Genomic DNA, 19,726 nt, shown 5'->3' with positions numbered 1-19,726 from the left:
GGTCAGCCGTCTTCGTCGCCGAAGAGGTGGAGCTGGCCAGGGTGGCCGCGCGATGGCCGGCGATCCTCGCCCTCGGCGGCCTCGTCAGACTGGTTGACGAGGAAGGCCAGATAGGAGCGCGAGGTGCGGAGGATCCGCGCCGCGTCGCCGCCACTCATATCACCCGCTTTGACGGACGCAATGATGGCCTGCCGGCGGGCTCGGGCGAGCGCATGCTTGGCCGTCGGGATCTGCAGCACCTCACGGCCGTAGACGTGGCTCATCGTAGCGGCCGCTTCGGCGCCGATGAGGTCCCTAAGCTTGCTCTTCGATGGGTCGACCGGGATGTAGAGCTGCTCGCCGCCATAACGGTCGACGATCAGCAGGGTGCAATAGGCGCCGATATGCTCGGCCATCTCGAGCATCTGCTCGGTCCAGAATCGGTCCGGCCGGACGTCTTGGGGGATCGGCAGCTGATCGGGAGGCGGGAAGTTGTGCCCGATGCTGCTCATCGCGCAGCATCCTTCCGACCGGTGACGTGACGAAGCCGCTTGCCGAGAAGCTTGATCGCCGCGTCGAGCTCGTGCGGCGTCCAGCTCCAGTGGTTGCAGCCGAGGCCGAGGGCCTTCTCGCAGTAGCTGAGGTGGCTGCTGTTGAGGGCGCCGACGTCGCGCAGCTTCACGCCGATCGCTGCCAGGACGGCGTGGCGATCGAGCTTCCCGGCATCGACACCAGGCTGAGTGACGGTGACCTCGGCCAAGCGCTCCGGACCTGGCCAGGAGACGCCCTCGCGCGCTGCCCAGGCCTTCAGCGCCTCAATGACGCTGTGGGCCTTGCGGCTGTCGAGGAAGCGCAGGGAGGAAACGCCGGCCTGGCGCTTCACGAAGGCGTCGAGCGGCCGATCGGCGGGATCCTCGATCGCGCCCAGCCAGTAGAGGGTCCACCACAGCGCGCGGATCTTGCCGGCGTGGGCGCGGTGGCCCATCGGCCCTTTCCAGTCCTTGTTGAGGCGGTCGAGCACTTGGCCGATCTCGGCGAGCGACATGTCGCCGAGCGAGATCTTGCCAGTGAGCTCCTGCTGCAGGGCGCGGCGATCGTCGTCGTTCATGCCGACGCGCTTCGCGGCCATGCGGACGGCGCCGATCATCTTCGACCGACTGTCGGCCTTGCCGCTGGCAGTGCGGATGGCGCGGGCGGCGGTGGCGCCGAAGGCCTTAGCCATGGGCAGCTCCGCGGCGCTCGAGCTCGGCCCAGAGCGCCGATGTCGGCACTCGGGCGAGGTCATGTTCCACCAGCTCAATCGAGCGGTTGCGGCCGGGACGGGTGCGGATGAGGCCGAGGGCGACCAGGCCGTCTACCCGTCGCTTCACGGCGGACTTAGCCTTCCCGCCCAGCAGCTCGCCAATCTCGGTGAAGCTCGGCGAGAAGCCGCGCTCCTGGATGAACCCCTTCACGGCTTCGAAGGTCTGCTTCTGCTCCGGCGTCATCGACTGATCCCGATTAATTCGGCCGAGCGGCGATCGCGGGCGTTGTTGAGCAGTAGATCGCTGAGCAGCTTGAACGGGCCGTCCTCGCGGCGGCGGCGATCGGCGCAGGCGACGAGCGCGCGAATGGTGGTGTGGTCGCGATCGCCGAGGGCCTCGCCGATGCGAGCGAGCGGATAGCGAGTGCCGTGGCGAGCAGCCCAGGCGACGGCGCGCCGCGCATCGCCAAGCTCCTTCACGCGTCCGCGAGCGAGAATGTCCGCGGCCGGATAGCCCAGGATCGTGCTGGCGTCGGCGACGATCGCCGCGATCGTCGGCTTCGTGAGAAGGGAGCGCTCGATCGGCGTGAGGCCGGCGAGCCGCGCCTCGATGTCGAGGATGCGGGCCTCGAGGGCGGCGCAGCCGGGACAAGTCACAGGCTCTTCCAGTAGGGCTCGGGCGGAAGCTCCGGCTCGCTTGAGTCCGGCGAGGTGGCGAAGGAGCCGCGGTGGAACAGGCGCCAGCGCGCCTCCTGGAGGGGCAGCTGCTCCGCCATGGCCAGCTCCATCGCCTGCCGGTGCCGGCGAAGTCTGCGCAGCGCGATCGGGGCGCGCGAGCGAGGCACTCATTGGAACTCCGGCGGCGACGCCCGGTCATCAAGCATCGGCATGTTCTTCGAGGTCATCGAGACCATCTCCGCAAACTGACCGAGGAGGGCGGGAGGCAGCACGGCGAGCAGCATCCGGCCGTCCTTGTGCCGGATGGAGATGGTGGCCACAGGCTTGCCGTCGACTTCGGTGGCGCTGACGCCGACGCCGAACTTGTCGTCCTCGCCGGCGATCGGGCGCGGCTCGATCACCAGGCAAGTGAGGCCAGCGATCGCCGTGACGATCTGCCCGCTCATTCCGCCGCCTCTTGGACGATTTCCACGGCCGCAGGTTTCTCCCCGGCGCGGTCGATGAAGAACTCCTCCTTCTGGACGGCGGTGAAGCCGAGATCCCTAAGCGTCACGATCGGCAGGATCTGCTTGGCGAGAGCGATCAGCTCCTCATCGTCCACAGTATCGATGAGGTGGCGCCAAGCCTCCGGGCCGCTGACACTCGCAAGGTTGGCCTTCTCCTGGAGCTCTTCCCATCGGGCGAGCGTCTTCAGCACCGCCGGCTTATCGACCTCGACCTTGTGTCGGCAGAGCTCGGCCAGGCCGACGTTGACCAGGAGCAGTGCCGCCTCTTCTGCCTTGGCCGGCATCTTGAGGCTCGGCGGCGTGGTGCGCTCCCCGAGGACGCAGCCGGCGAGCTCGTGGCTCTTGCGCTTGCCCTCAGTCAGCTCGGCTCCGGCGACGGCCCACCAGGCGCGAAGCCGAAGGAAGATCTCCTTCAGGCGCTGCTCGAGCGGCGCGACCATGCGGTCGCGCTCGGCCTTGATCGCGGCGATCGACGCGACGGCGTCGGCCTCGAGCTCCTCGATGCCGGTGAGGATGTCGGCATATTCGGCGAGCTCCCCGATCGCCTCCTCGAGGGTTTGCGGGGCTTGCTGGCGAACGGCCTTGCGGCGGGTGGCGCCCATGGACTTCCTTTCTACGCTTTCACAGGCGGCCGGGCGGCCGCGGGGTGGATCGGGATGGCGGTGGAGCAGAAGGCGCACTCGGCCGAGGTGCGGCCAACGAGCCAGTTGGAGCGACCGCAGCCGGGGCAGTAGGTCGCGACGTCGCGGCGATAGAGGACGGCCAGGCCGCGGGGCTGCGGCTCGTCGACCATGTCGTCGGCGCTGAGGTGGATGGGCGGACCGTCAATCATGCCGGCACCGGGATGCGGCAGGCGGTGCAGAGGTCATCCTCAGCCCAGGCACAGTGGGTCAGGCCCTCTGCGCAGGGATCATATTGGCTGCAGCCACAGACCCGGCAGATCGGCTCCTCCTGGCCCCTGCAGAGCGCGGCCAGGACGTCTGGGTCGAACGGGAACAGCTCGCGCAGCCGGGTGGCATCGTGGACGGTGATCGGAGCGCCGCCCGTCTCGATGTCCTCCAGGCTCTCCTGAAGTTCGGCGACGTCTGCGATCGCCACGCCGGCCGCTTCGCGCCGGAGGCGAAGATAGGTGCCCGGTTCCATCAGCCGACCGCCTGCAGCTTGGAAGCCGTGCGGGAGTGGCGGCGGCGGGCGCGATCAACCAACCCCTGCTGGTCGAGGACTTTGCTCTCGATCCCGTCAATCAGCTCGGCGAAGCACATGCGGTCGCGGGTGGCGCGGAGGTCCGCCTGTGTGGCGTGGTCGCGGATGCCGGCGAGCTCGTCGAGCAGCTCGTCGCGGTCAATTCCGCCGGTGGTTGCAATCCGGCTGATCAGGCACTGCAATCGACTAGAAACGCTCATTCACTCCTCCTCTGACGCTGACGGACGGTCGGTGTTGTTCGGGCAGGCCGGGCAGTGGCGCGCGTGCAGGTGGTGGACCTGGTTGCGGGGCAGCCCCTTTCGGCGGCGATTGCGGATGCAGCTGGCGAGCGGGATCGAGCCCCAGATCGGGCAGACCACGTCCTCATTGCCGTAGGCGGCGCGGACGAGCGTCTCCGCCTCCTCGTAGCTGCCGCCGTAGGAGCGGTTGATCAGCCGGCTGACATACGCGGACGACTTGCCGAGGCGCTCGGCGACGCGGCGCTGGCCACCGGCATCGCTGGCGCTGGCCAGGAGCCGCACCCAGCCGGGGATCGTGGCGCCCCAGGCGGCCTCGGCCTTGGCGACGTTGGTGGCCGCAGATGCGAAGGCGTGGTTAACAATCATGGTTACCTCCGCGGCGCTGGCGCGGCACGTGGAAGGCGAGCTCGACTGAGGCGCCGGTATTGTGATCGGTGAGGCGCTGAGGCTCGGCTTTGCCGCGATAGGCACTGATGGTGGGGTGGCGCGGTCCGGTGTTCCGGAGCAGGGTGTAGGTCGACCAGTCGCGGACGGCACCGCTGCCGAGACGCTTGAAGTTGTAGCCGTTCATCCGGACGTAACCGGCTCGGACGAGCAGGTTGAGGAAGTCGTCGCAGGCGCGGCGCTTGACCTCGGCCGCTATCATCAGCGTCGGGACGTCGAAGGTTTTGAGGACGCGCATCACCTTCCAGATCCGGGAGCGGGCGCTGCGGCGCGGCGGCAGGACCTGGCCGCGATCGTTGACCTTCGGCGGAACCGGCGCGTCGGGCGCGGACTGGGTGAGTGAGAAGCGGCGCGGCTCCGCGGGCAGGACCCGCAGGAAGCCCTGCTCGGCCCAGCGCCAGAGGCGGCAGTAGAGCGCGCGATCGGCGGCGCCGGTGGCGGCGAGCAGCTCGTCGAAGGTTGCCGGCCGGCCGATCCGGCGGAGCGCGGACCAGGCGGCGCCGGCGATCTCGCCAGGATAGGGCGGCTCGACCAGGTGAGCGGCGTCAGCGGCGATCTGATAGCGAGGCGGCAGGCCTTCCTCGATGGTGACGAAGCCGCACTGCGCCCAGCGGCGCAGCCGGGTGCGAATTGCCTGCGGATGGGCGCGGCTGGCGCCGTGCAGCTCGTCGATCGACGCCGGCGCCGCCGCCGCCTTAAGGGCAGCCCACAGCGGCTCGCTGCATTCGCCAGTGGCGCTATGGGCGGCGTAGTCGGCCATCAGGCGGCGAGCCTCCGGACCGGAACCTCGCCAGTGGCGAAGGGACGGGTGCCCCACCAGGCGAGGTCGATCGAGTCCACGCCCTCCTCGGCCGCGATGCGCTCCGCCTCCTTCAGGCACACGACGATGCGGCGGGTGACATGGCGGCAGGCGCGGACGATCCGCTCCACCAAGTCGTCCGCCATCGCGACCCGCGGGCAGTAATGATCGCGGAGCTTGCGGGCGTCGTCATCCGTCGCCGGCTGCGCGGCCGTGGCGACCAGGATGCGGTTGTGGAAGCGCTCCCAAGCCTTCAGCTTCGACGGCAGGGCCTCCTCGCCGACGAGCAGGATCGGGATCCGGGTCGCGTCGTGGATGTCGCGGATGATCTCGACATGCTGCTTGCGGACCAAGTGGTCCATCTCATCGATGATAAGCCCGCGGGGCTCGCGGTTGAGTTGGTCGATGATCTGCTCGAGGATCCGCGGGCCGCTTCGCTCGAGCGAGCGGATGCCGATCTCCTCGGCGATCGCCTCGAGCAGCGAGCGCTGGGTCCAGATCGACTTGGCTTCGAGATAGGCGGCGTCGGAGCGCTGGGCGGTGAAGCCCATCGCCACCGTCTTGCCGTAGCCCGAGGGGCCATACATGACGCCGATCCGAGGTAGACCGGCCGCCGCTTGGGCGCAGTCATAATAGGTGCGCAGGGCCAAGTTCATGTTGGTGAGCTGGGCCGGCCCCGGAGGCAGATGGTCCCCAAAGTCCAGGCGTGCCTGGAAGGATAGATCGTTCACGCGCTGTGCCTCCTGTCGTTTGCGGCGGGTGTCTGAGCGCCACCGAAGTGGGCGATGATCGTCTTTTCGGCGCGGTAGGCCGTCGTGGTGGCGAACAGGCGGGCGCGCTTCAGCTCGTCAGGGTCGACCTCGACGCCGCGCTCCGCAGCGCCGATGATGCGATCCGCAGCGGCGACCTTCTCGGCGATCGAGAGCGTCGGCGCCGCCCGGCGCGGCTCCATCTTGCGGACCGCCTCTTCGATCCGCGCTTGGCTCGGCATCGGAGGTTCCGGCCGAACTGCGATGCTGTCGAGCTGCGGCGTCGACCGCTCGACCGTCGGCGTCGGGAAGTAGGTAAGCTTGCCGGCACGCTCGGCGTCGTCGCGGAGCAGCTGGTCGCGGGCTTCCTCGAAGCGGAAGCGGCGCTTCTTCTCGCGGAGCTCGGCCTTCGCGCCGGACAGCCACTCGGCCTGCTGGCGGGCGGCTGCTTGGGCGAATTGCTGCTCGGACAGACCGGCGCGCTCCGCATTGACTGCCGTGTCGATGAAGTGGCCGTCTTCGTCGAAGATGAAGAGGGCGCCGAGATCCTCTTCGTCGCGGCGAACCTGAACGGCGCGGCCGACGAATGGGACCAGGGCGGCTGCCCAATAGCGGCCGCCCTTCCAGACGACACCGCGCTTGCCGACGGTGGCGACACGCTCGAAGCGGGAGAGCGCGATCTTGAGCGTGTCCTCGCTGGGTGCTCGGCGGGCCGGGACCGGCGACGAGAGCCACCGCCGCATCGGCGTCGTGTTGATGCCGCTGTGGACGCGCTGATGGTAGACGCCGTCGACCCAGGCATTCAGGACTGCCTGCAGCTCCTCCGGCTCCATTTCGGGCAGCACGATTGCGCGGCCGGTCTCCTTCTTCGCCTTGGAGCGGAGCGCCTGCGCCTGGGCGACGTTGTGGCCGGAATAGCCGCCGAGCAGCTCGGCCCGCTCGCGGGTGAAGGTGCCAAACAGCCGCTCGACATATGGCTTGTCCTCGGGGGTGCCGGGAAGGCAGCGCTCGTGGACGATGCCGAGCGTATCGAGGGCGGAGACGATCGAAGCGTTGATGTAGCCGGAGCCGTTGTCGGTCTTCACCGTCTCGGGGACGACGCCCCACTCGCGGATCGCCTCGATCAGCAGGCGGCGAACGGCCTGGCCGCTTTCTGATGGCGCCACCATGAAGCGGGCGCGGCGCGACCAGCGGTCGATCAGCCCGAGGATCATCTTGCGGCCGCCCTTGGTGAGGACGTCCGCCTTGGTCGTGTCGATCTCCCAGACCTGGTGGGCGTGGGTGACGCCGCCGTCGGCGCGGCCGAGCGCCAGCTTATACTGGCCCTTATAGAGATCGGGATTGCGAGTGGCGGCGAGCAGGGCCGGCTTGTCGCTCTCGAGCTTCTGGATGAAGCGGGCGAGGGTGCGACGGGGCGGCAGCGTTGCCGGCGGGAAGCGCCGAGCCAGCAGCTCAAGTATGCGGGCGGCGGACAGCTGCCGATCGGCTAGGATTGCCTCGACCGCATCGGCGACCTCTATGTTGCGGCTGAAATAGTCGCTGCCCTTGGGGCGACCGACCGGACGGAGGTTAGCGGGAACTCGGGCAGTGGCGCGCGCTTGAACGGCGGCGCGCGCCTCGGCCGGCAGGTCGGCGACGGCGTATAGCCGGCCGCCGCCTCGGCCGATCCGGTCGACGAACGGCCAGCCATCGCCCTTGGCTCGGCGGATGATGCCGCTCTCGGTTGAGGGGAGGCCAGGAAGCTGAAGCGACGCGAGTTCGGCCGCGCTCATGTGAGTGTGCGGCGCCGTCATCGAGCCCCTCTCGGGGCAGCAGCACCTCTCTCAGAGGAGCGGAGGTTAGACTGGCGAATTTCCGTCCCAGTAAGCTTCAGGTTAGGGCGAGACTTCGCTGCTCGAGTTTGATACCGCTCGCTCACCGGCCAGATCCTGCGCCGGTGAGGCATGCTTCAGGGATTGGTTCATTGAGGGCATCGTCGATCGCATCGGCAACTCGAGCGCTTTTTCTGCCGCGCAGGATTTCGTTCACGGACTTGGCGGGCAAGTTGCGTGACCGTTCGAAGGCCGCGACGCTGCCGAACCGCTTCCGCAGTTCCGCCTTAACGTCTTCTCTGTGCATCGATCCAAACATCCATGAATCCGAAATCTCGTAACGAAACTTCGGATAATCCACCCCAGAGGCGCAGTCAACGCCCGAAAACCGAAAATCCGGTCGGAAATCGCATCTTGGACGCCTTGGGTGACCGAGATCTCGTTTGGCTGCACGAAAAGGCGGGGATTCCGCTTAATACACTCCGAGATTACGTTCGGTCGGGGATCACACGTGCAGACAACGCCGAGCGCATTGCGCAGGCGCTGGGCCTGACGCTTGACTGGCTTCTCGCCGGGAGAGGCGCGAGTGCTACTAGTGCAGAGCCGCCGCCAGAGGATTTGGTGAGCATCCCGATGCTCGACGTTACGCTTTCCGCCGGGTCAGGCTCGTTGGCTGCGGGCGCCGGAAAGCAGGCTGGCTGGGTCTTCCCCAGAGACTGGCTGAGGCGGTCTTTCGGCCGCATTGATGGGCTTCACATGCTCGCAGTGAAGGGAGACAGTATGGTGCCGACGCTTCACCCTAATGACTGGGTGATGGTGGACACCTCCCGGACCGCGCCCCAGGACGGCATCTTCGCCGTTCGGCTAGATGACGAGCTCTATGTGAAGCGACTCCAGCGTCTCGGAAGGCGGCTTGACCTAGTGAGCGACAATCAGGCCTATCGCCCGGTTCCTATCGATCCTGAGAATCAGGCGCTCGACTTTCAGATCATGGGTCGGGTGGTGTGGAGCAATCACGTCCATCCGGAAGCCTAAATTTCGGCCTCCCAGACCCAGCTGAAGACATTCAGATAGACGTTGCCAGTATGACGATCGACCGTCGCCTCGCACGCCTTGATGCCGTCTGCATAAGCGTCCGTCCGGCTTTCACGCCAGGGTCCGAGGGGGCGCTCGAGGAGCATGAAACGATACCGCTTCCGTGCTTCATACCTACGTCGCAGCTCCAGCTCCTCGTGGGTTCGGCGTGGCATCTGGCGCGAATAAGAGAAACGATATGGGTCGGGGCCAGCAGCGCGCTGTGTTCTCATCACTGAGCTCCTGCGATTCGTTGTTCGCCTTTCGTTCCAGTTTTAGGCCCGGTAGGAAAGGGCTCGACTCGACGAAGCTGCTGAAGTCGTGCAAAAATCTAGCTGAGAGGAACGACCTTGATCGCCGCTACCATTTCCATGTTGATCGCTGCATCTGCTCAGGTGGAAGCTGCGCCTAGTCCAGATGGGTGGAGCTTCAGGGAGCGCGTCGATCCTATCACGGACTTGGGCTCGGCTAGCGCCTGGGTGTCGGATGAAAACGGGAAGGCTCAGTTCCTGTTGGTCTGCAGCGCAGCTGACGAACAGGTCGTGTCACTCCAGTATCTGCCAGGCCGCTACCTTGGTAGCCGCGAGGTCGAAGTCATCGTGCGGCCGGACAAGGCTTCGCCGATTTCGACCTACTGGGAGACGGTGCTTAAAGGCGCCTATGAGCGGGATTGGCAGGACGTCGTTCGGATCGCCACAGCGATCGCCGATGCGAAGCAGCTGACCGTTAGGGCCATGGCGTTCGATGGCCAGCCGGTCGACGCCTCGTTCGCGATCGCGGGGGCTAGGGCCAAGTTCAACGAGGTCTTGAGGGTCTGCGGTAAGCCGCCACTCTGACCTCTTGCCGAATCGTTCCTGCTTCGTTCACTGGGCCGGTGGCATTCAATCACCGACCCAAATGCCTCTCCGACCTCCACCGTTGGAATGCGAACCTGAAGGTGACCTGCCTCTCCTGCGGCCGATCGGGCACCTACCGCACACAGGACGTCGTCGCCTATTTCCAGAGCAGGGCCTGGAACCAGGCCTGGGAGATGGTTGCCCGCCGCTTCCGGTGTGAGGGCTGCGGCGCCAGGAACGCTCGCGTCGACATGACGCCGATCGAGCGTCCGCCGGAGATCCCGCCGCCGGCGCCGACTAAGGCGGACCTGAAGGCCCAGTTCCGTCGGCGGAGGGGATAGGCCGAGAAACGGCCCCAGAAGGCGCAGGAGCGCCCTTCCGCTACCCAGACACCTAAAATCGCGGCGACATGCATGTACAGGCTGCCCACGGGCTCCTGATGGCCACCCGCCTAGCTATTGCACCGGCGTACCCAGCGCGAGCTGCTGAGGCGGCGGCATAACGTCGAGGACCTTCTCGACGATGTAGGTCGGCCGGCCGATTGCCCGACCTTCCAAAGTGAGCCGGGCAGTCTCCGTCATTACCACCTGGAGCGAGGTGTTCGGCGGAGCGTGTATGCGGTTCGACTGAAAGCCTTCGACGAATGACTGGTCGGCCATGTCCGCGTCGATGGCGCGGCCGTTCCACAGCAGCGCCCATTTGGCCGCGCCTTCGTATTGCGGCGCCTTGATGCGCACGACGCCCTCAATCCGCGATACGCTCTGGGTGGGAGGCGTCTCCAGATCGAGCGGCGGCGCTTGGATGATCGCTTCCGCCTGTGGCTTGTCCACCTCAAAGGAGGGCCGGTTATCCTCGAGGAAGGCGAGGCTTTCGTAGCCCTCACGCTGCAGCGGCCGCAGGACTGCCTTTGCTCGATCGACGATCGCCGGCTGTCGGACGAGGTCGTAGGATTGCGATGGAACGCTGATCGTGTTGCCGTCGCCTGTTATGTTGATTGTAGTCGAGCCGCTCTCCTGCGTCACCTGGATGGATGTGCGAGCGTCTGGCGTTCGGCCCGCAAACAGCTTGAGGATCGCGAAGAGCCCGCCGCCGGCGCCTCCGATAATGCCGATCCACTCCGCGATCTCCTTCGCCGTCGCGACCTCGGGCTGGCTGAAGAAGGTCTTCGCCTGCTCAAGCAGTGACTGGACCAGGCTGATATCGATCTGGAAGCACCGCTGCTCGACATCGGCGTTGACCAGCACGCGCATCGCCGCTGCATCGCCATTGAAGTGGCGGTTTGCGATCTGGATGATGTCGGCGAGGGCCAGAAGCGCGGGCGCCAGATCCTGCACGTCCATCTCATGACCGGCGAGGGCCGGTCCGTCGTATCGGATAGTGGTGCGAATGTGGCGGGTCATCGATTCAGATATAGGAATCCAGCACTTGCGCCATAGGGATTTCGGCTAGTCTGCAATTTCCAGCATTCCTGTTGCACTCTCGTCGGCGAGCTATCATGAAGAGCGCGGCTCCAGGCCGCTGCGCCCCTTCTGCTGGCGCAAGGACACGTCCCACCTTTTCCCGATCTATCTCCGCGGCATGGGACAGACGCCGCGCATCAAGATCATGCCTCCTGGCCGCTTCACTTCGGTGGAGGGGACAGTCGTCGACTTCAGCGAGGAAGCACTGCGCCAGGCGGCCGAGGCCTATGATGCCTCCACCGATCCGGCGCCGCTGGTCGTCGGTCACCCAAAGCTGGACGCTCCCGCCTATGGCTGGGCGAAGAGCCTCGCGTTCGAGGACGGCCACCTGGTCGCCGAACCCGACATGGACAAGCTCGAGCCGGCGTTCGCCGAGGCGGTCCGCGCCGGCCGCTACTCGAAGGTCTCGGGCCGATTCTATCTGCCCGACGGCCGCGGCAATCCAAAGCCGGGCTCCCTCTACCTGAAGCATATCGGCTTCCTCGGCGCCGCGGCGCCGGCGGTGAAGGGCCTCGGCACCGTATCGTTCGCCGAGAGCGAAGATGAGCGCGGGGGCGCCGTCACGATCGAAACCACCCCGGAGACCATTATGACCAAGACCACCACCGACACCGTCGACTTCGCCGAGCGCGAGGCCGAGCTCACCCGCCGCGAGCAGGAGGCGGCCGATCGCCTCGCTGCAGCCGACGAGCGCGAGCGCACCGCCGCCGCAACGATCAAGTCCTCGCTTCACGCCGGCAATGTCGCCTTCGCCGAGCAGCTGATCGCTGCAGGCAAACTGGCGCCGGCCGGCAAGGACCTGGTCGTCGGCGTGATGGACGAGCTCGAGGCGACCGCGACGGTCAGCTTCGGCGAGGCCAACGGCGAGATGACGCCCGTCGCTGCGTTCCGGAAGCTGTTCGATGGCGCGAAGCCGGTCGTCTCCTTCGGCGAGGCCGCCGGCCCCGACGACGAGGACGAGGGCGACGACCAGGTCAGCTTCGCGGCGCCGCCCGGTTACACGGTCGATCCGAAGGCGCTCGAGATCCACGCCAAAGCGCTCGAGCTGCAGCGGGGAACCGCAGGCCTCTCCTACATCGACGCGGTCAAGCAGGCGGGAGGCTGATCTCCAAGGTCCGTGCGGGGCTTCATGCCCCGCCGGTTCCCAAAGCGGCCGCGAGCTGACCGCTTCGTGAACTGAATGGCCCGAGCTGGAAGGACCAACGATGCAGAAGATCACCATCCTCACCCTAACCCGCGTCGCAGCGGCGGCCGTCGCGACGGCCCGCTTCGTGGACTTCGACGGCACCCAGTGTGACGTCGCCGGCGCCAAGCCGATGGGCGTCTCCGTCAACGCCGCCGCGATCGGGGAGGCCTTCCCCGTCGATGTGCTTGGCACCACCAAGATCGAGGCCGGCGCCGCGATCGCGCTGGGCGCCAAGGGTCTCACCCCGGTCAAGACCGACGCTAACGGCAAGGCGATCGCCCAGGGCGGCGTCGGCGAGATCGCCGGCTACGCGCTCCAGGCGGCCGCAGGCGACGGACAGATCATCGAGGTGCTGCTGACGCCTTAGCGCCGGCTCACCTTGGCCATGCTGGCGGGAGCTCGTCTCCCGCCGGTTCCGGAAGCGGCCGACACCGACCTCTTCCGGAACCGTTCAAGAGCGAAGGGCAAAGACGACCATGAACATGAGCACCTCCCAGGCGCGGGTCGTCGACCCGATCCTCACCAACCACGCCCGCGGCTACACGCAGGATGGCTATATCGGCGATCTGCTGCTGCCGATCGTCAACATGCCGACCCGGCAGGCGAAGCGGATCGAGTTCGATCGCACCGCCTTCAAGCGGCCCAAGATCATCCGTGCGCCCGGCACTGCGATCGCGCGCATCAGTGTCGGCTATGACGGCAAGCCGGTGGCGCTCATCCAGCGCGCGCTCGGCGCCACCACGCCGGTCGAGCACATGCAGGAGGCCGCCGAGGTCCCCGGCATTGACCTCCTTACCGAGGGCGTCAACACGGTGCTGAACGTGATCGGCCTCGACCGCGAGATCAGCCAGGCCACGGCCGCCCGCAACGCCGCCACCTATGCCAACACCAATAAGGTGGCGCTGGCCGGCGCGGCCAAGTGGTCGGACCCGGCCTCCAATCCCGGCAAGGCCGTCGAGGACGCCAAGGAGGTCATTCGCAAGCGGACCGGCCGCCGGCCGAACACGCTGGCGCTGGGCGCGACCGTAGCGGCCGCGCTGCGCCTCCACCCCACGATCGTCGACCGCTTCAAGCACACCAAGTCGGACACGATCTCCGACGAGATGCTGGCCCAGTATTTCAATGTCGCCCGCGTCCTGGTCGGCGACATGATCTATGACGACGACCAGAACGTCTCCTTCGACGTTTGGGGGGACGACGCGATCCTTGCCTTCGTTCCCGGCAAGGGAACCGAGGGCATGCGCGTTCCGGCCTTCGGCTACACCTATCGCCTGCTGGGCCACCCGTTCGTCGAGCCCGCCTATTACGAGAAGGGCGTGCGCAGCTGGCTCAACGACGTCTTCGACGAATGGTCGCCGGAGATCGTCGGCGCCGACGCTGGCTTCCTGTTCCAGGCCGCAGTCTAAGTCCCATCGCCGCCTGGGAGCCGGGCGGAGCATCATCCCGCTCCGCCCGGTAGTTCTCCAGCCTCTCTCCGGAGATCCTGCCATGCCATTTTACAAGGTCATCACGCCGCTCGACCAGGGCGGCGACGAGCTGGTCGCGCCCGGCGAAACGATCGAGCTGAGCAAGGCCGAGGGTGACGCCCTGGTGGCGATCGACGCGCTCGCCAAGGCTGAGGCTCCCGCCCGGCGCCCAGCTCCGCCGCCGCCTCCACCGCCGCCGCCTCCTCCACCGCCGCCGCCTCCTCCACCGCCGCCGCCGTCGGCCAGCGAGCCGAAGCCGCTCGCCGAGCAGTCGCTCGAGGAGCTGCAGGCCACGGCCAAGGCTGCGAAGATCAAGGGTTGGGCGCTGCTCAAGACCCCGGAGAAGCTGATCGGCGCGATCGAGAAGGCCGCGGCCGAGAAGGCGGAGGGCTGACCTATGCTGGGGGGAAAGCTTGCCGCAACCGTCGCGCTGCTGGCGATCGGGCCGGCTGCCACGCCGATTGAGACGCCAGCGATGGCGCCGGCGATCGACTTCGCCCAGGCCATCGGCATCTGCCGCATCGGCTTCCTCGAGCAGCTGCAGGACGAGGAGCCGGCGAAGGCCGCAGCGCTCTTCGCTAAGCTGCCCGAGGCACACAAGCCGGCGGTGGCGGCGATCTGTTCCTCCTACCAGATCGGCCAGCAGGATCTCGCCAGCTACATCGAGGCCGCCGAGGCCGCCGCCGCGCCGCCCGCGCCGGCCGTGCTGGAGGACAACTCGATATGAGGGGCTTCTTCAACCGCGGATTGATGCTGGCAGCATCGGTGCTGTTCGTGGCGCCCGCTGCGGTGCTCGCTGCGATGCCTGGGCTGCCGGCCATGGGCGGGGCTCTGGACGTGCGACCGCAGCGTATTGGTCGGCGCAGGTTGTCGCTTGCTCAGGCGGCTCCGCGGTACCGCCGCTCAAAGAACCCACCCGATCGTCGCCAGCTCCGGGCGAACCGCCTCCACATCAGCCGGCGCACCCGCCGGCGTCACCGCCGATCGAGGAACTAGCATGGCAGCCGAGATCTCCTTCTTCGATGAGCGCTACGGCGATGCCGACGGCCCTGTCGATGTGTTCAAGCGTCCGCCGCTGGGGGTCCAGTCGGTCGCGATCGGCGCGGCCGCCCGATCGAATGCTGCGCCGCTGAAGTCCCGCTACGCGCGCCTCACCCTGTCGGCGAGCTGCAGGATCCTGGTCTACGCGCCGCCGGAGGGAACGGACAACACGGTCGCGGTCGCAGACGGCTCCGACAATAAGTCGGAGTTCTTCGACAAGGGCGAGCACGTCATCGGCATCGCCGCTGGCGAGAAGATCGCGGTGATCGCGGCGGTTTCCGCCTGATCCGGTGCGGGCCTTCGGCTTTTCCGTAAGCTTCGCCGTCAGACGGCGAACAGCAGATGCGCTGCCGGCCGCGGTCGAGCTCGGCATCTTCGCGGTCACAACCGACATGGGCCACTTCGGATCGAGCACCGAGGCCGGAGCTTCGGGAACCGATGCGCCATCGAAGCACCTGGCGAACAGCCTGACCACGGGCGGAACTTATTGGCCCGCCACCAGCGGCGCCCCTCCCGGCGTCGGCGGGGTCATCATCTACAATGGCGGATCCGGCGGCCAGAACTCGACCGGCGTCGCGGCGATCGTCAACGCCGCCAGCGCCAGGGTGAAGGCTGCGCCGACCGTGCTGCAGCTCGCCGGCCATTACGAGGCCGGCGTTATCAATCCCGAGAACACGATCGCTGCCAATGCGGCCGTCATTCTCGGCTATCTCGGCCATGCCAACGTGCTGTTCTGCAACAAGCACAATGACGAAAACGCTCATTCGGGCTCGTTCGACAACACCAGGATCAAAGCGACGAACCGGAAGCTGGCCGGCCTCTACCCGGGCAAGGTCTGGGATATGGGGCTGACGTTCCGCTTCTATGCGACACTCGATCCCACCGACATCGCCAACCAGGTGATTGACGAGGTTCCGGCATCGCTGCAGATCGACGCGGCCCACTGCAACAATCTCGGGAACATCGAACTCGGCAAGGTGCGCCGGCGCTTCGCGGCCGCGCTGCAGGGCATCCTGCCCCTCGTCTGCGACCAGAAGCTCGCACAAAATACCGGCGCCGGAGCTCGTATCACCAATGGCGCCTTGGTGCTGGACGTTCCGCACCATCCCTCGAGCGCCGGCGGCCTGGCGGACTGCACGGTCAGCCTGGTCCCGGCGGATCCGGATTTCAGCGTCGCGATCGAAGGCGGCGCGCTCAAGGTGCGGCGCGCCTCCGTCAATCCGCTGATCTACGGCTATTACGATCTGCCGATCCGCGTCGAGAAGGGCGGCCTCTATGCCGTCTCCAGGATACGCGGCTATCCGATCGACACTGCCAATCCGACGCCGCGAAAGGTGAGGTGTGGCGCCGCCGATTACCTGGTGAAGGAAGGGCCGCTGGCGCTGGTCACCAACGCCTCCAGGGTGTTCACCGGGTTCATCTTCATGCGGAAGCTGACCCAGGACGGCGCCGTCACCAAGGGCATGGTCAATCTCGGCAACACGGCGGGGCTGCGGCTCAACCTGAAGACTACCAACGTCTCCGAGTTCCTCATCCGCAACGCCGGCAACACGACGAACATCGTTAACCTGGACGGCAACCAGCAGATCCTCACCAGCAACGCCAACGTCCGCTGCATGGCGTTCAAGGCGCGGACGACCGCCGGGAGCAAGGTCCAGCAATCGCGCGTCGATAAGCTCGCGCTGCAGAGCAACGCGGCGCTGCTCGCCGCCGACGATGAAGCGTTGATGATCTGTCCGACAGGGGCGACGACGCTTCATACCCTGCTGCAGGCCCAAGCCGCCCAGAACACCGAGGATTATTCCGGCACCGGCTACTCCAAGGACTTCGTTGCCATGTGGCTGGCCGAAGGCGATCTCGACATCTCGAGCGATATCGTGATCGACGGAGTCCGCGACAGCGTGACCGGAATGCCGCGCTTCCATGAATATGGCGGCGTCATCAACGGTGTGGCGCCCTTCCTTTGGATGCAGGGACCTGCAGCCAACGTCCAGGCCGGCGCCAACCTGGCCGATCTCAACGATCCCTGGTTCGCGACCGATCGGGCGCGGATGTTTGAGGTCGCATGATCCAGCTGGCCGCCCTTCTCACCTCACTGGCTGCGATCAGCTGGCAGACCGACTTCATGCCCGGGACCGCCCGCGGCCTCTACTTCGGCGAGGGTGTCTCGGCCGGCCTCACCGCCTCGGCCGTGCTCGCCTGGACCTTCGCCATCGCCTCCTCGCTCCTGGGATGAAACCGACATGCAAGTCCTGATCAAGCAGCCTTCAGAGGCATTGAAGCGCGAGCTCCCGTTCGTCGGCGGCGGCGCGATCGCCGCGATCATCGAGGTGTCGTCCGCAGCGCGCGAGCTCGTCGCCGGCAGCGCCGCCCTGGTGGTCGCCGGCACGCTCACCGCGGGCATGCTGTTCGTGACGATCGAGGGCGGCACGGACGGCGAGCGCTACCTCGTCACCGCACGGGTCACCACGGCGGCCGGCGAGGAGCGCGAGGGTGAGATGGAAGTCGCCGTCCTCGACCGCGAGTGGGCGATGCCGGACGGCGGCGCCGCTTACCTCTCGATCGGCGAGTTCGTCGACCGCTTTGGCCTTGAGGAGGCAGTCCGGATGACGGACCAGGACGGCTCCGGCCGGATCGATCGCCAGTTCCTGGTGAGCGCGCTCGCCGCCGTCCAGTCGGTCGCCGATGCCTATCTCGCGGGTCGCTTCGCGGTGCCGCTGGCCGAGGTGCCGGAGGTGGTGAAGACGGCGATCGCCGACATGGTCCGCGCCAGGCTTTACCCGCGAGGGGCGCCGGAGGGCGTGGCGGAGCAGGGCAAGGCGGGCCTCAGGATCCTGGAACGCCTGGCCGACGGAAGGCTGACACTGCCGACGCTCAGCCCGGCCGCGCCGGCGCCGTCGACCACGCCGATCCTGCTCAACCCGGGGCAGCGGCGCTACGGCGCCGGCGAGCTGGACAGCTACTAATGGCTGGCCTGGTCATCTCGCTCGAGCTCGAGGAGAACATCTCGGCCGCGCTTGGCCGCACGATCGCTGCCGGCGCCGACCTGACGCCGGCGATGCAGGACATCGCCAACCACCTCGCTCTGACGACGAGCAAGCGCTTCGAGGATGAGCGAGGGCCCGACGGGAAGCCTTGGAAGCCTTCGAAGCGGGTGCTTGATAATCCCGGCGAGAAGACGCTGCAGCTCTCCGGCGACCTCAAGAACTCGATCCGCCCGGACTGGGATCGCGACTATGCGGCCGCCGGTCCCGAGGCGTCCGGCGGTGCCGCCATTTATGCCGCGATACACCAGCTCGGCGGCACGATCCGGCCGAAGGTGAAGAAGGCGCTGAGCTTCGGCGGCCGCATCGTTGCCAGTGTGACGATCCCGGCGCGCGAGTATCTCGGCTTCGACGAGGTGAACCGCCGCACGATCGTCGAGATCCTTCGCGAGCATCTCGGTGACGCACTGGGAGGCCGCGGCGCATGAAGCTCTCACCGATCGTCGAGCGCCTGAAGGGCGCGGGGCTGAGGCGGGTTTATGGCGCGCTAGAACTCGCCGGCCTGGAGAAGCAGCCGGGGAGCCTGCCTCAATATTTCGTCGTGCCTGAAGGAAGCGACGCCTCACCGAACGACAGCACCGGGATCCATGCGCAGCTGGTGACCTCCACCTTCATGGTGGTGGCAATGATCGACGGCGCAGCCAGGCGGGAGGATTCCGTCTCCGAAGGCATCGCCGACCAGGAGCAGCTGCTGATCGATGCGCTGGCAGGCTGGACGCCGGCCGAAGCCTCGCGCGCGTGCGACTTTGCCGGCGCGCGCCTCCTTTCCGTTGGCGGAAGCACAGTCAGCTGGGGCGTCCGGTTTAGGACAGCCCGGCGCATCCGAAAGGCAGCAGAATGACGAAGACGGTCACACAGGACGAGCCGACCCAGCCGCGCAAGCGCGACGGCGCCGGCCGCGAGCTGGACAAGCACGGCCTGCCGCTTTCCGGGCCGGCCCGCATCCGAGCGCTGGCCGGCAAGCCGGATCCGGCCCTCGCCCCGCCGCCGCCCGCTGCCAAGACTGCCGCGAAAGAGGGAACTGAATAATGGCCGTTCCGAAGACAATCCTCCTCAAGAAGGAAGCCGTCTACGGCACCGACGCCGTGCCGACGCCGGCAGCGAACGCCGTAGTGACGCGCGGCTTCACGGCCAAGCCGATCGAGGTCGACACCCTCGCCCGCGAGCTCGACTTGCCGAGCCGCGGCCGCACCAGGAGCGCCAACACCGGCCGTCGCGCCACGTTCGGCTTCGAGCTCGACCTCGCCGGCTCTGGTGACGCCGGCACCGCCGCGCCCTTCATGGAGATCCTCCAGGCCTGCGGCATGGCCGCGCCGACGCTTCTCGCCGACACCCATGCCGAGCAGAAGTTCGCCGCGGTCGGCGCTGCTCTCTCTTCGCTCAGCGCCTATCACTGGACCGGGGTGGAGCGGGCGCGGGCCTTCGGCGTTCGCGGCAGCTTCGGCCTCAACTTCACCGTCAGCCGCTATCCGTTCATGACCTTCAACGGCATCGGTCTGCTGCCGGCGTCGCCCGTCGTGGACGCCACGGCGCCGGGCGCCGCGGCCGATTACGCGCGCTGGCTGGAGCCGGTCGAAGTCAGCACCGCAAACACCGAGTTCCTGCTCGACGGGTTTGCCCTGGCGCTGCAGAGCTTCACGCTCGAGGACGGCGCCAACCTCGCCTACACCGCCCTGGTCGGCGAAAATTACGTCAGCCGCGGCAACCACGCCCTTACCGGGCGGATCCGCGGCAAGGCGCCCGCCCTTGGCTCCAAGAACTTCTACACGGCGCTCGACATCGGCGACGAGGTTCCGCTCAGCCTGGTCCACGGCACCGAGGCCGGCAACATCCTCGAGCTCGAGAGCGACTATCTCCAGATCACCAACATCGACCGCGCCGAGGAGAATGACGAGCTGTTCGTCGACATCGGCTTCGGCCTCAACATCAACAGTGGGTCCGACGACCTGCTGATCCGCGCGAAGTAGG

At 67.2% G+C, this 19,726-nt stretch carries 32 protein-coding genes; 16 read left to right on the top strand and 16 right to left on the bottom strand.

Annotated features, from left to right (window positions below):
- Nucleotides 1-2 precede the first annotated feature (2 nt).
- The 15 genes from AC5JBD_RS04135 to AC5JBD_RS04065 form a co-directional block, all read right to left on the bottom strand.
- Complete coding sequence (locus AC5JBD_RS04135; protein WP_495720489.1) at nt 3-491, bottom strand: hypothetical protein; 489 nt, start codon at nt 489-491, stop codon at nt 3-5.
- Nucleotides 488-1,201: a phage protein GemA/Gp16 family protein gene (locus AC5JBD_RS04130; RefSeq protein ID WP_495720488.1), complete on the bottom strand. Its 714-nt coding sequence runs from the start codon at nt 1,199-1,201 to the stop codon at nt 488-490. Before AC5JBD_RS04130 ends, AC5JBD_RS04135 begins: the two co-directional genes overlap by 4 nt.
- The gene (locus AC5JBD_RS04125) at nt 1,194-1,466 is read right to left on the bottom strand and encodes a LexA family protein (RefSeq protein WP_495720487.1); all 273 of its coding nucleotides are present in this window, start codon (nt 1,464-1,466) and stop codon (nt 1,194-1,196) included. Before AC5JBD_RS04125 ends, AC5JBD_RS04130 begins: the two co-directional genes overlap by 8 nt.
- On the bottom strand, nt 1,463-1,879 hold the full coding sequence (locus AC5JBD_RS04120; protein WP_495720486.1) for a helix-turn-helix domain-containing protein: 417 nt from the start codon (nt 1,877-1,879) through the stop codon (nt 1,463-1,465). The genes AC5JBD_RS04125 and AC5JBD_RS04120 overlap by 4 nt, the downstream gene beginning before the upstream one ends.
- Nucleotides 1,876-2,067, bottom strand: a complete 192-nt coding sequence (locus AC5JBD_RS04115) for a hypothetical protein (RefSeq protein WP_495720485.1) — start codon at nt 2,065-2,067, stop codon at nt 1,876-1,878. The genes AC5JBD_RS04120 and AC5JBD_RS04115 overlap by 4 nt, the downstream gene beginning before the upstream one ends.
- Nucleotides 2,068-2,346, bottom strand: coding sequence for a hypothetical protein (locus AC5JBD_RS04110; RefSeq protein ID WP_495720484.1), 279 nt, complete (start codon nt 2,344-2,346; stop codon nt 2,068-2,070).
- Nucleotides 2,343-3,008 carry a host-nuclease inhibitor Gam family protein gene (locus AC5JBD_RS04105; RefSeq protein WP_495720483.1) on the bottom strand — a complete coding sequence of 222 codons (666 nt, stop codon included), beginning with the start codon at nt 3,006-3,008 and terminating at the stop codon, nt 2,343-2,345. The genes AC5JBD_RS04110 and AC5JBD_RS04105 overlap by 4 nt, the downstream gene beginning before the upstream one ends.
- A gap of 11 nt (nt 3,009-3,019) precedes the next feature.
- The gene (locus AC5JBD_RS04100; RefSeq protein WP_495720482.1) at nt 3,020-3,238 is read right to left on the bottom strand and encodes a hypothetical protein; all 219 of its coding nucleotides are present in this window, start codon (nt 3,236-3,238) and stop codon (nt 3,020-3,022) included.
- Nucleotides 3,235-3,549 (bottom strand): helix-turn-helix domain-containing protein, encoded by a 315-nt coding sequence (locus AC5JBD_RS04095; RefSeq protein WP_495720481.1) that lies wholly within the window; start codon nt 3,547-3,549, stop codon nt 3,235-3,237. The genes AC5JBD_RS04100 and AC5JBD_RS04095 overlap by 4 nt, the downstream gene beginning before the upstream one ends.
- A complete protein-coding gene (locus tag AC5JBD_RS04090) occupies nt 3,549-3,809 on the bottom strand; it encodes a hypothetical protein (protein ID WP_495720480.1) in 261 nt (86 codons plus the stop codon). The genes AC5JBD_RS04095 and AC5JBD_RS04090 overlap by 1 nt, the downstream gene beginning before the upstream one ends.
- Nucleotides 3,810-4,214, bottom strand: coding sequence for a helix-turn-helix domain-containing protein (locus AC5JBD_RS04085; protein WP_495720479.1), 405 nt, complete (start codon nt 4,212-4,214; stop codon nt 3,810-3,812).
- Nucleotides 4,204-5,052 (bottom strand): hypothetical protein, encoded by an 849-nt coding sequence (locus tag AC5JBD_RS04080; RefSeq protein ID WP_495720478.1) that lies wholly within the window; start codon nt 5,050-5,052, stop codon nt 4,204-4,206. Before AC5JBD_RS04080 ends, AC5JBD_RS04085 begins: the two co-directional genes overlap by 11 nt.
- On the bottom strand, nt 5,052-5,822 hold the full coding sequence (locus AC5JBD_RS04075; protein ID WP_495720477.1) for an AAA family ATPase: 771 nt from the start codon (nt 5,820-5,822) through the stop codon (nt 5,052-5,054). Before AC5JBD_RS04075 ends, AC5JBD_RS04080 begins: the two co-directional genes overlap by 1 nt.
- Nucleotides 5,819-7,612: a transposase gene (locus AC5JBD_RS04070; RefSeq protein WP_495720476.1), complete on the bottom strand. Its 1,794-nt coding sequence runs from the start codon at nt 7,610-7,612 to the stop codon at nt 5,819-5,821. Before AC5JBD_RS04070 ends, AC5JBD_RS04075 begins: the two co-directional genes overlap by 4 nt.
- Nucleotides 7,613-7,754: 142 nt before the next feature.
- Entirely contained in the window at nt 7,755-8,012 is a 258-nt protein-coding gene (locus AC5JBD_RS04065; protein ID WP_495720475.1) for a helix-turn-helix domain-containing protein, read from the bottom strand.
- Between AC5JBD_RS04065 and AC5JBD_RS04060 the strand changes: the two genes are divergently transcribed.
- The 3 genes from AC5JBD_RS04060 (at nt 7,973) to AC5JBD_RS04050 (ending at nt 9,902) form a co-directional block, all read left to right on the top strand.
- A complete protein-coding gene (locus AC5JBD_RS04060; protein WP_495720474.1) occupies nt 7,973-8,686 on the top strand; it encodes an XRE family transcriptional regulator in 714 nt (237 codons plus the stop codon). The genes AC5JBD_RS04065 and AC5JBD_RS04060 overlap by 40 nt on opposite strands.
- A gap of 389 nt (nt 8,687-9,075) precedes the next feature.
- Nucleotides 9,076-9,561 (top strand): hypothetical protein, encoded by a 486-nt coding sequence (locus tag AC5JBD_RS04055; protein ID WP_495720473.1) that lies wholly within the window; start codon nt 9,076-9,078, stop codon nt 9,559-9,561.
- 38 nt (nt 9,562-9,599) lie between these two features.
- Nucleotides 9,600-9,902 (top strand): hypothetical protein, encoded by a 303-nt coding sequence (locus tag AC5JBD_RS04050; RefSeq protein ID WP_495720472.1) that lies wholly within the window; start codon nt 9,600-9,602, stop codon nt 9,900-9,902.
- Nucleotides 9,903-10,016: 114 nt separating this feature from the next.
- Here AC5JBD_RS04050 and AC5JBD_RS04045 read toward each other — a convergent pair whose 3' ends face one another.
- Nucleotides 10,017-10,961, bottom strand: a complete 945-nt coding sequence (locus tag AC5JBD_RS04045; protein ID WP_495720471.1) for an LAPAL motif-containing putative phage structural protein — start codon at nt 10,959-10,961, stop codon at nt 10,017-10,019.
- Nucleotides 10,962-11,139: 178 nt separating this feature from the next.
- Between AC5JBD_RS04045 and AC5JBD_RS04040 the strand changes: the two genes are divergently transcribed.
- From AC5JBD_RS04040 to AC5JBD_RS03980, 13 genes are all read left to right on the top strand, one after another.
- Nucleotides 11,140-12,126, top strand: coding sequence for a hypothetical protein (locus tag AC5JBD_RS04040; RefSeq protein WP_495720470.1), 987 nt, complete (start codon nt 11,140-11,142; stop codon nt 12,124-12,126).
- A 100-nt stretch (nt 12,127-12,226) separates the two neighbouring features.
- Entirely contained in the window at nt 12,227-12,574 is a 348-nt protein-coding gene (locus AC5JBD_RS04035) for a DUF2190 family protein (RefSeq protein WP_495720469.1), read from the top strand.
- A gap of 109 nt (nt 12,575-12,683) precedes the next feature.
- The gene (locus AC5JBD_RS04030) at nt 12,684-13,613 is read left to right on the top strand and encodes a major capsid protein (RefSeq protein ID WP_495720468.1); all 930 of its coding nucleotides are present in this window, start codon (nt 12,684-12,686) and stop codon (nt 13,611-13,613) included.
- A gap of 82 nt (nt 13,614-13,695) precedes the next feature.
- Nucleotides 13,696-14,067, top strand: coding sequence for a hypothetical protein (locus AC5JBD_RS04025; protein WP_495720467.1), 372 nt, complete (start codon nt 13,696-13,698; stop codon nt 14,065-14,067).
- A 3-nt stretch (nt 14,068-14,070) separates the two neighbouring features.
- A complete protein-coding gene (locus tag AC5JBD_RS04020) occupies nt 14,071-14,400 on the top strand; it encodes a hypothetical protein (RefSeq protein WP_495720466.1) in 330 nt (109 codons plus the stop codon).
- A gap of 270 nt (nt 14,401-14,670) precedes the next feature.
- Nucleotides 14,671-15,000, top strand: a complete 330-nt coding sequence (locus AC5JBD_RS04015; protein ID WP_495720465.1) for a hypothetical protein — start codon at nt 14,671-14,673, stop codon at nt 14,998-15,000.
- Between the two features lie 4 nt (nt 15,001-15,004).
- On the top strand, nt 15,005-16,783 hold the full coding sequence (locus AC5JBD_RS04010; RefSeq protein ID WP_495720464.1) for a hypothetical protein: 1,779 nt from the start codon (nt 15,005-15,007) through the stop codon (nt 16,781-16,783).
- Nucleotides 16,780-16,950 carry a hypothetical protein gene (locus AC5JBD_RS04005; protein WP_495720463.1) on the top strand — a complete coding sequence of 57 codons (171 nt, stop codon included), beginning with the start codon at nt 16,780-16,782 and terminating at the stop codon, nt 16,948-16,950. The genes AC5JBD_RS04010 and AC5JBD_RS04005 overlap by 4 nt, the downstream gene beginning before the upstream one ends.
- Before the next feature lie 7 nt (nt 16,951-16,957).
- Nucleotides 16,958-17,680, top strand: coding sequence for a phage protein Gp36 family protein (locus AC5JBD_RS04000; protein WP_495720462.1), 723 nt, complete (start codon nt 16,958-16,960; stop codon nt 17,678-17,680).
- Nucleotides 17,680-18,186 carry a phage virion morphogenesis protein gene (locus tag AC5JBD_RS03995; RefSeq protein ID WP_495720461.1) on the top strand — a complete coding sequence of 169 codons (507 nt, stop codon included), beginning with the start codon at nt 17,680-17,682 and terminating at the stop codon, nt 18,184-18,186. The genes AC5JBD_RS04000 and AC5JBD_RS03995 overlap by 1 nt, the downstream gene beginning before the upstream one ends.
- A complete protein-coding gene (locus AC5JBD_RS03990) occupies nt 18,183-18,599 on the top strand; it encodes a phage tail terminator protein (protein ID WP_495720460.1) in 417 nt (138 codons plus the stop codon). Before AC5JBD_RS03995 ends, AC5JBD_RS03990 begins: the two co-directional genes overlap by 4 nt.
- On the top strand, nt 18,596-18,787 hold the full coding sequence (locus tag AC5JBD_RS03985) for a hypothetical protein (protein ID WP_495720459.1): 192 nt from the start codon (nt 18,596-18,598) through the stop codon (nt 18,785-18,787). Before AC5JBD_RS03990 ends, AC5JBD_RS03985 begins: the two co-directional genes overlap by 4 nt.
- Complete coding sequence (locus AC5JBD_RS03980) at nt 18,787-19,725, top strand: phage tail tube protein (protein WP_495720458.1); 939 nt, start codon at nt 18,787-18,789, stop codon at nt 19,723-19,725. The genes AC5JBD_RS03985 and AC5JBD_RS03980 overlap by 1 nt, the downstream gene beginning before the upstream one ends.
- Nucleotide 19,726 lies beyond the last annotated feature (1 nt).

It is taken from the genome of Allosphingosinicella sp. (assembly GCF_059502505.1).
The sequence above is the reverse complement of the archived record's forward strand: the minus strand, read 5'-3'. Positions and strand labels throughout refer to the sequence as shown.

Coding starts and splice junctions, on each gene's coding strand:
- AC5JBD_RS03985 (WP_495720459.1), top strand. CDS start 18,596: ATGACGAAGACGGTCACACAGGACGAGCCGACCCAGCCGCGCAAGCGC.
- AC5JBD_RS04020 (WP_495720466.1), top strand. CDS start 14,071: ATGCTGGGGGGAAAGCTTGCCGCAACCGTCGCGCTGCTGGCGATCGGG.
- AC5JBD_RS04095 (WP_495720481.1), bottom strand. CDS start 3,549: ATGGAACCGGGCACCTATCTTCGCCTCCGGCGCGAAGCGGCCGGCGTG.
- AC5JBD_RS04130 (WP_495720488.1), bottom strand. CDS start 1,201: ATGGCTAAGGCCTTCGGCGCCACCGCCGCCCGCGCCATCCGCACTGCC.
- AC5JBD_RS04035 (WP_495720469.1), top strand. CDS start 12,227: ATGCAGAAGATCACCATCCTCACCCTAACCCGCGTCGCAGCGGCGGCC.
- AC5JBD_RS04040 (WP_495720470.1), top strand. CDS start 11,140: ATGGGACAGACGCCGCGCATCAAGATCATGCCTCCTGGCCGCTTCACT.
- AC5JBD_RS04080 (WP_495720478.1), bottom strand. CDS start 5,052: ATGGCCGACTACGCCGCCCATAGCGCCACTGGCGAATGCAGCGAGCCG.
- AC5JBD_RS04090 (WP_495720480.1), bottom strand. CDS start 3,809: ATGAGCGTTTCTAGTCGATTGCAGTGCCTGATCAGCCGGATTGCAACC.
- AC5JBD_RS03990 (WP_495720460.1), top strand. CDS start 18,183: ATGAAGCTCTCACCGATCGTCGAGCGCCTGAAGGGCGCGGGGCTGAGG.
- AC5JBD_RS04070 (WP_495720476.1), bottom strand. CDS start 7,612: ATGAGCGCGGCCGAACTCGCGTCGCTTCAGCTTCCTGGCCTCCCCTCA.
- AC5JBD_RS04135 (WP_495720489.1), bottom strand. CDS start 491: ATGAGCAGCATCGGGCACAACTTCCCGCCTCCCGATCAGCTGCCGATC.
- AC5JBD_RS04005 (WP_495720463.1), top strand. CDS start 16,780: ATGATCCAGCTGGCCGCCCTTCTCACCTCACTGGCTGCGATCAGCTGG.
- AC5JBD_RS04015 (WP_495720465.1), top strand. CDS start 14,671: ATGGCAGCCGAGATCTCCTTCTTCGATGAGCGCTACGGCGATGCCGAC.
- AC5JBD_RS04125 (WP_495720487.1), bottom strand. CDS start 1,466: ATGACGCCGGAGCAGAAGCAGACCTTCGAAGCCGTGAAGGGGTTCATC.
- AC5JBD_RS04025 (WP_495720467.1), top strand. CDS start 13,696: ATGCCATTTTACAAGGTCATCACGCCGCTCGACCAGGGCGGCGACGAG.
- AC5JBD_RS04100 (WP_495720482.1), bottom strand. CDS start 3,238: ATGATTGACGGTCCGCCCATCCACCTCAGCGCCGACGACATGGTCGAC.
- AC5JBD_RS03980 (WP_495720458.1), top strand. CDS start 18,787: ATGGCCGTTCCGAAGACAATCCTCCTCAAGAAGGAAGCCGTCTACGGC.
- AC5JBD_RS04105 (WP_495720483.1), bottom strand. CDS start 3,008: ATGGGCGCCACCCGCCGCAAGGCCGTTCGCCAGCAAGCCCCGCAAACC.
- AC5JBD_RS04000 (WP_495720462.1), top strand. CDS start 16,958: ATGCAAGTCCTGATCAAGCAGCCTTCAGAGGCATTGAAGCGCGAGCTC.
- AC5JBD_RS04030 (WP_495720468.1), top strand. CDS start 12,684: ATGAACATGAGCACCTCCCAGGCGCGGGTCGTCGACCCGATCCTCACC.
- AC5JBD_RS03995 (WP_495720461.1), top strand. CDS start 17,680: ATGGCTGGCCTGGTCATCTCGCTCGAGCTCGAGGAGAACATCTCGGCC.
- AC5JBD_RS04085 (WP_495720479.1), bottom strand. CDS start 4,214: ATGATTGTTAACCACGCCTTCGCATCTGCGGCCACCAACGTCGCCAAG.
- AC5JBD_RS04045 (WP_495720471.1), bottom strand. CDS start 10,961: ATGACCCGCCACATTCGCACCACTATCCGATACGACGGACCGGCCCTC.
- AC5JBD_RS04110 (WP_495720484.1), bottom strand. CDS start 2,346: ATGAGCGGGCAGATCGTCACGGCGATCGCTGGCCTCACTTGCCTGGTG.
- AC5JBD_RS04060 (WP_495720474.1), top strand. CDS start 7,973: ATGAATCCGAAATCTCGTAACGAAACTTCGGATAATCCACCCCAGAGG.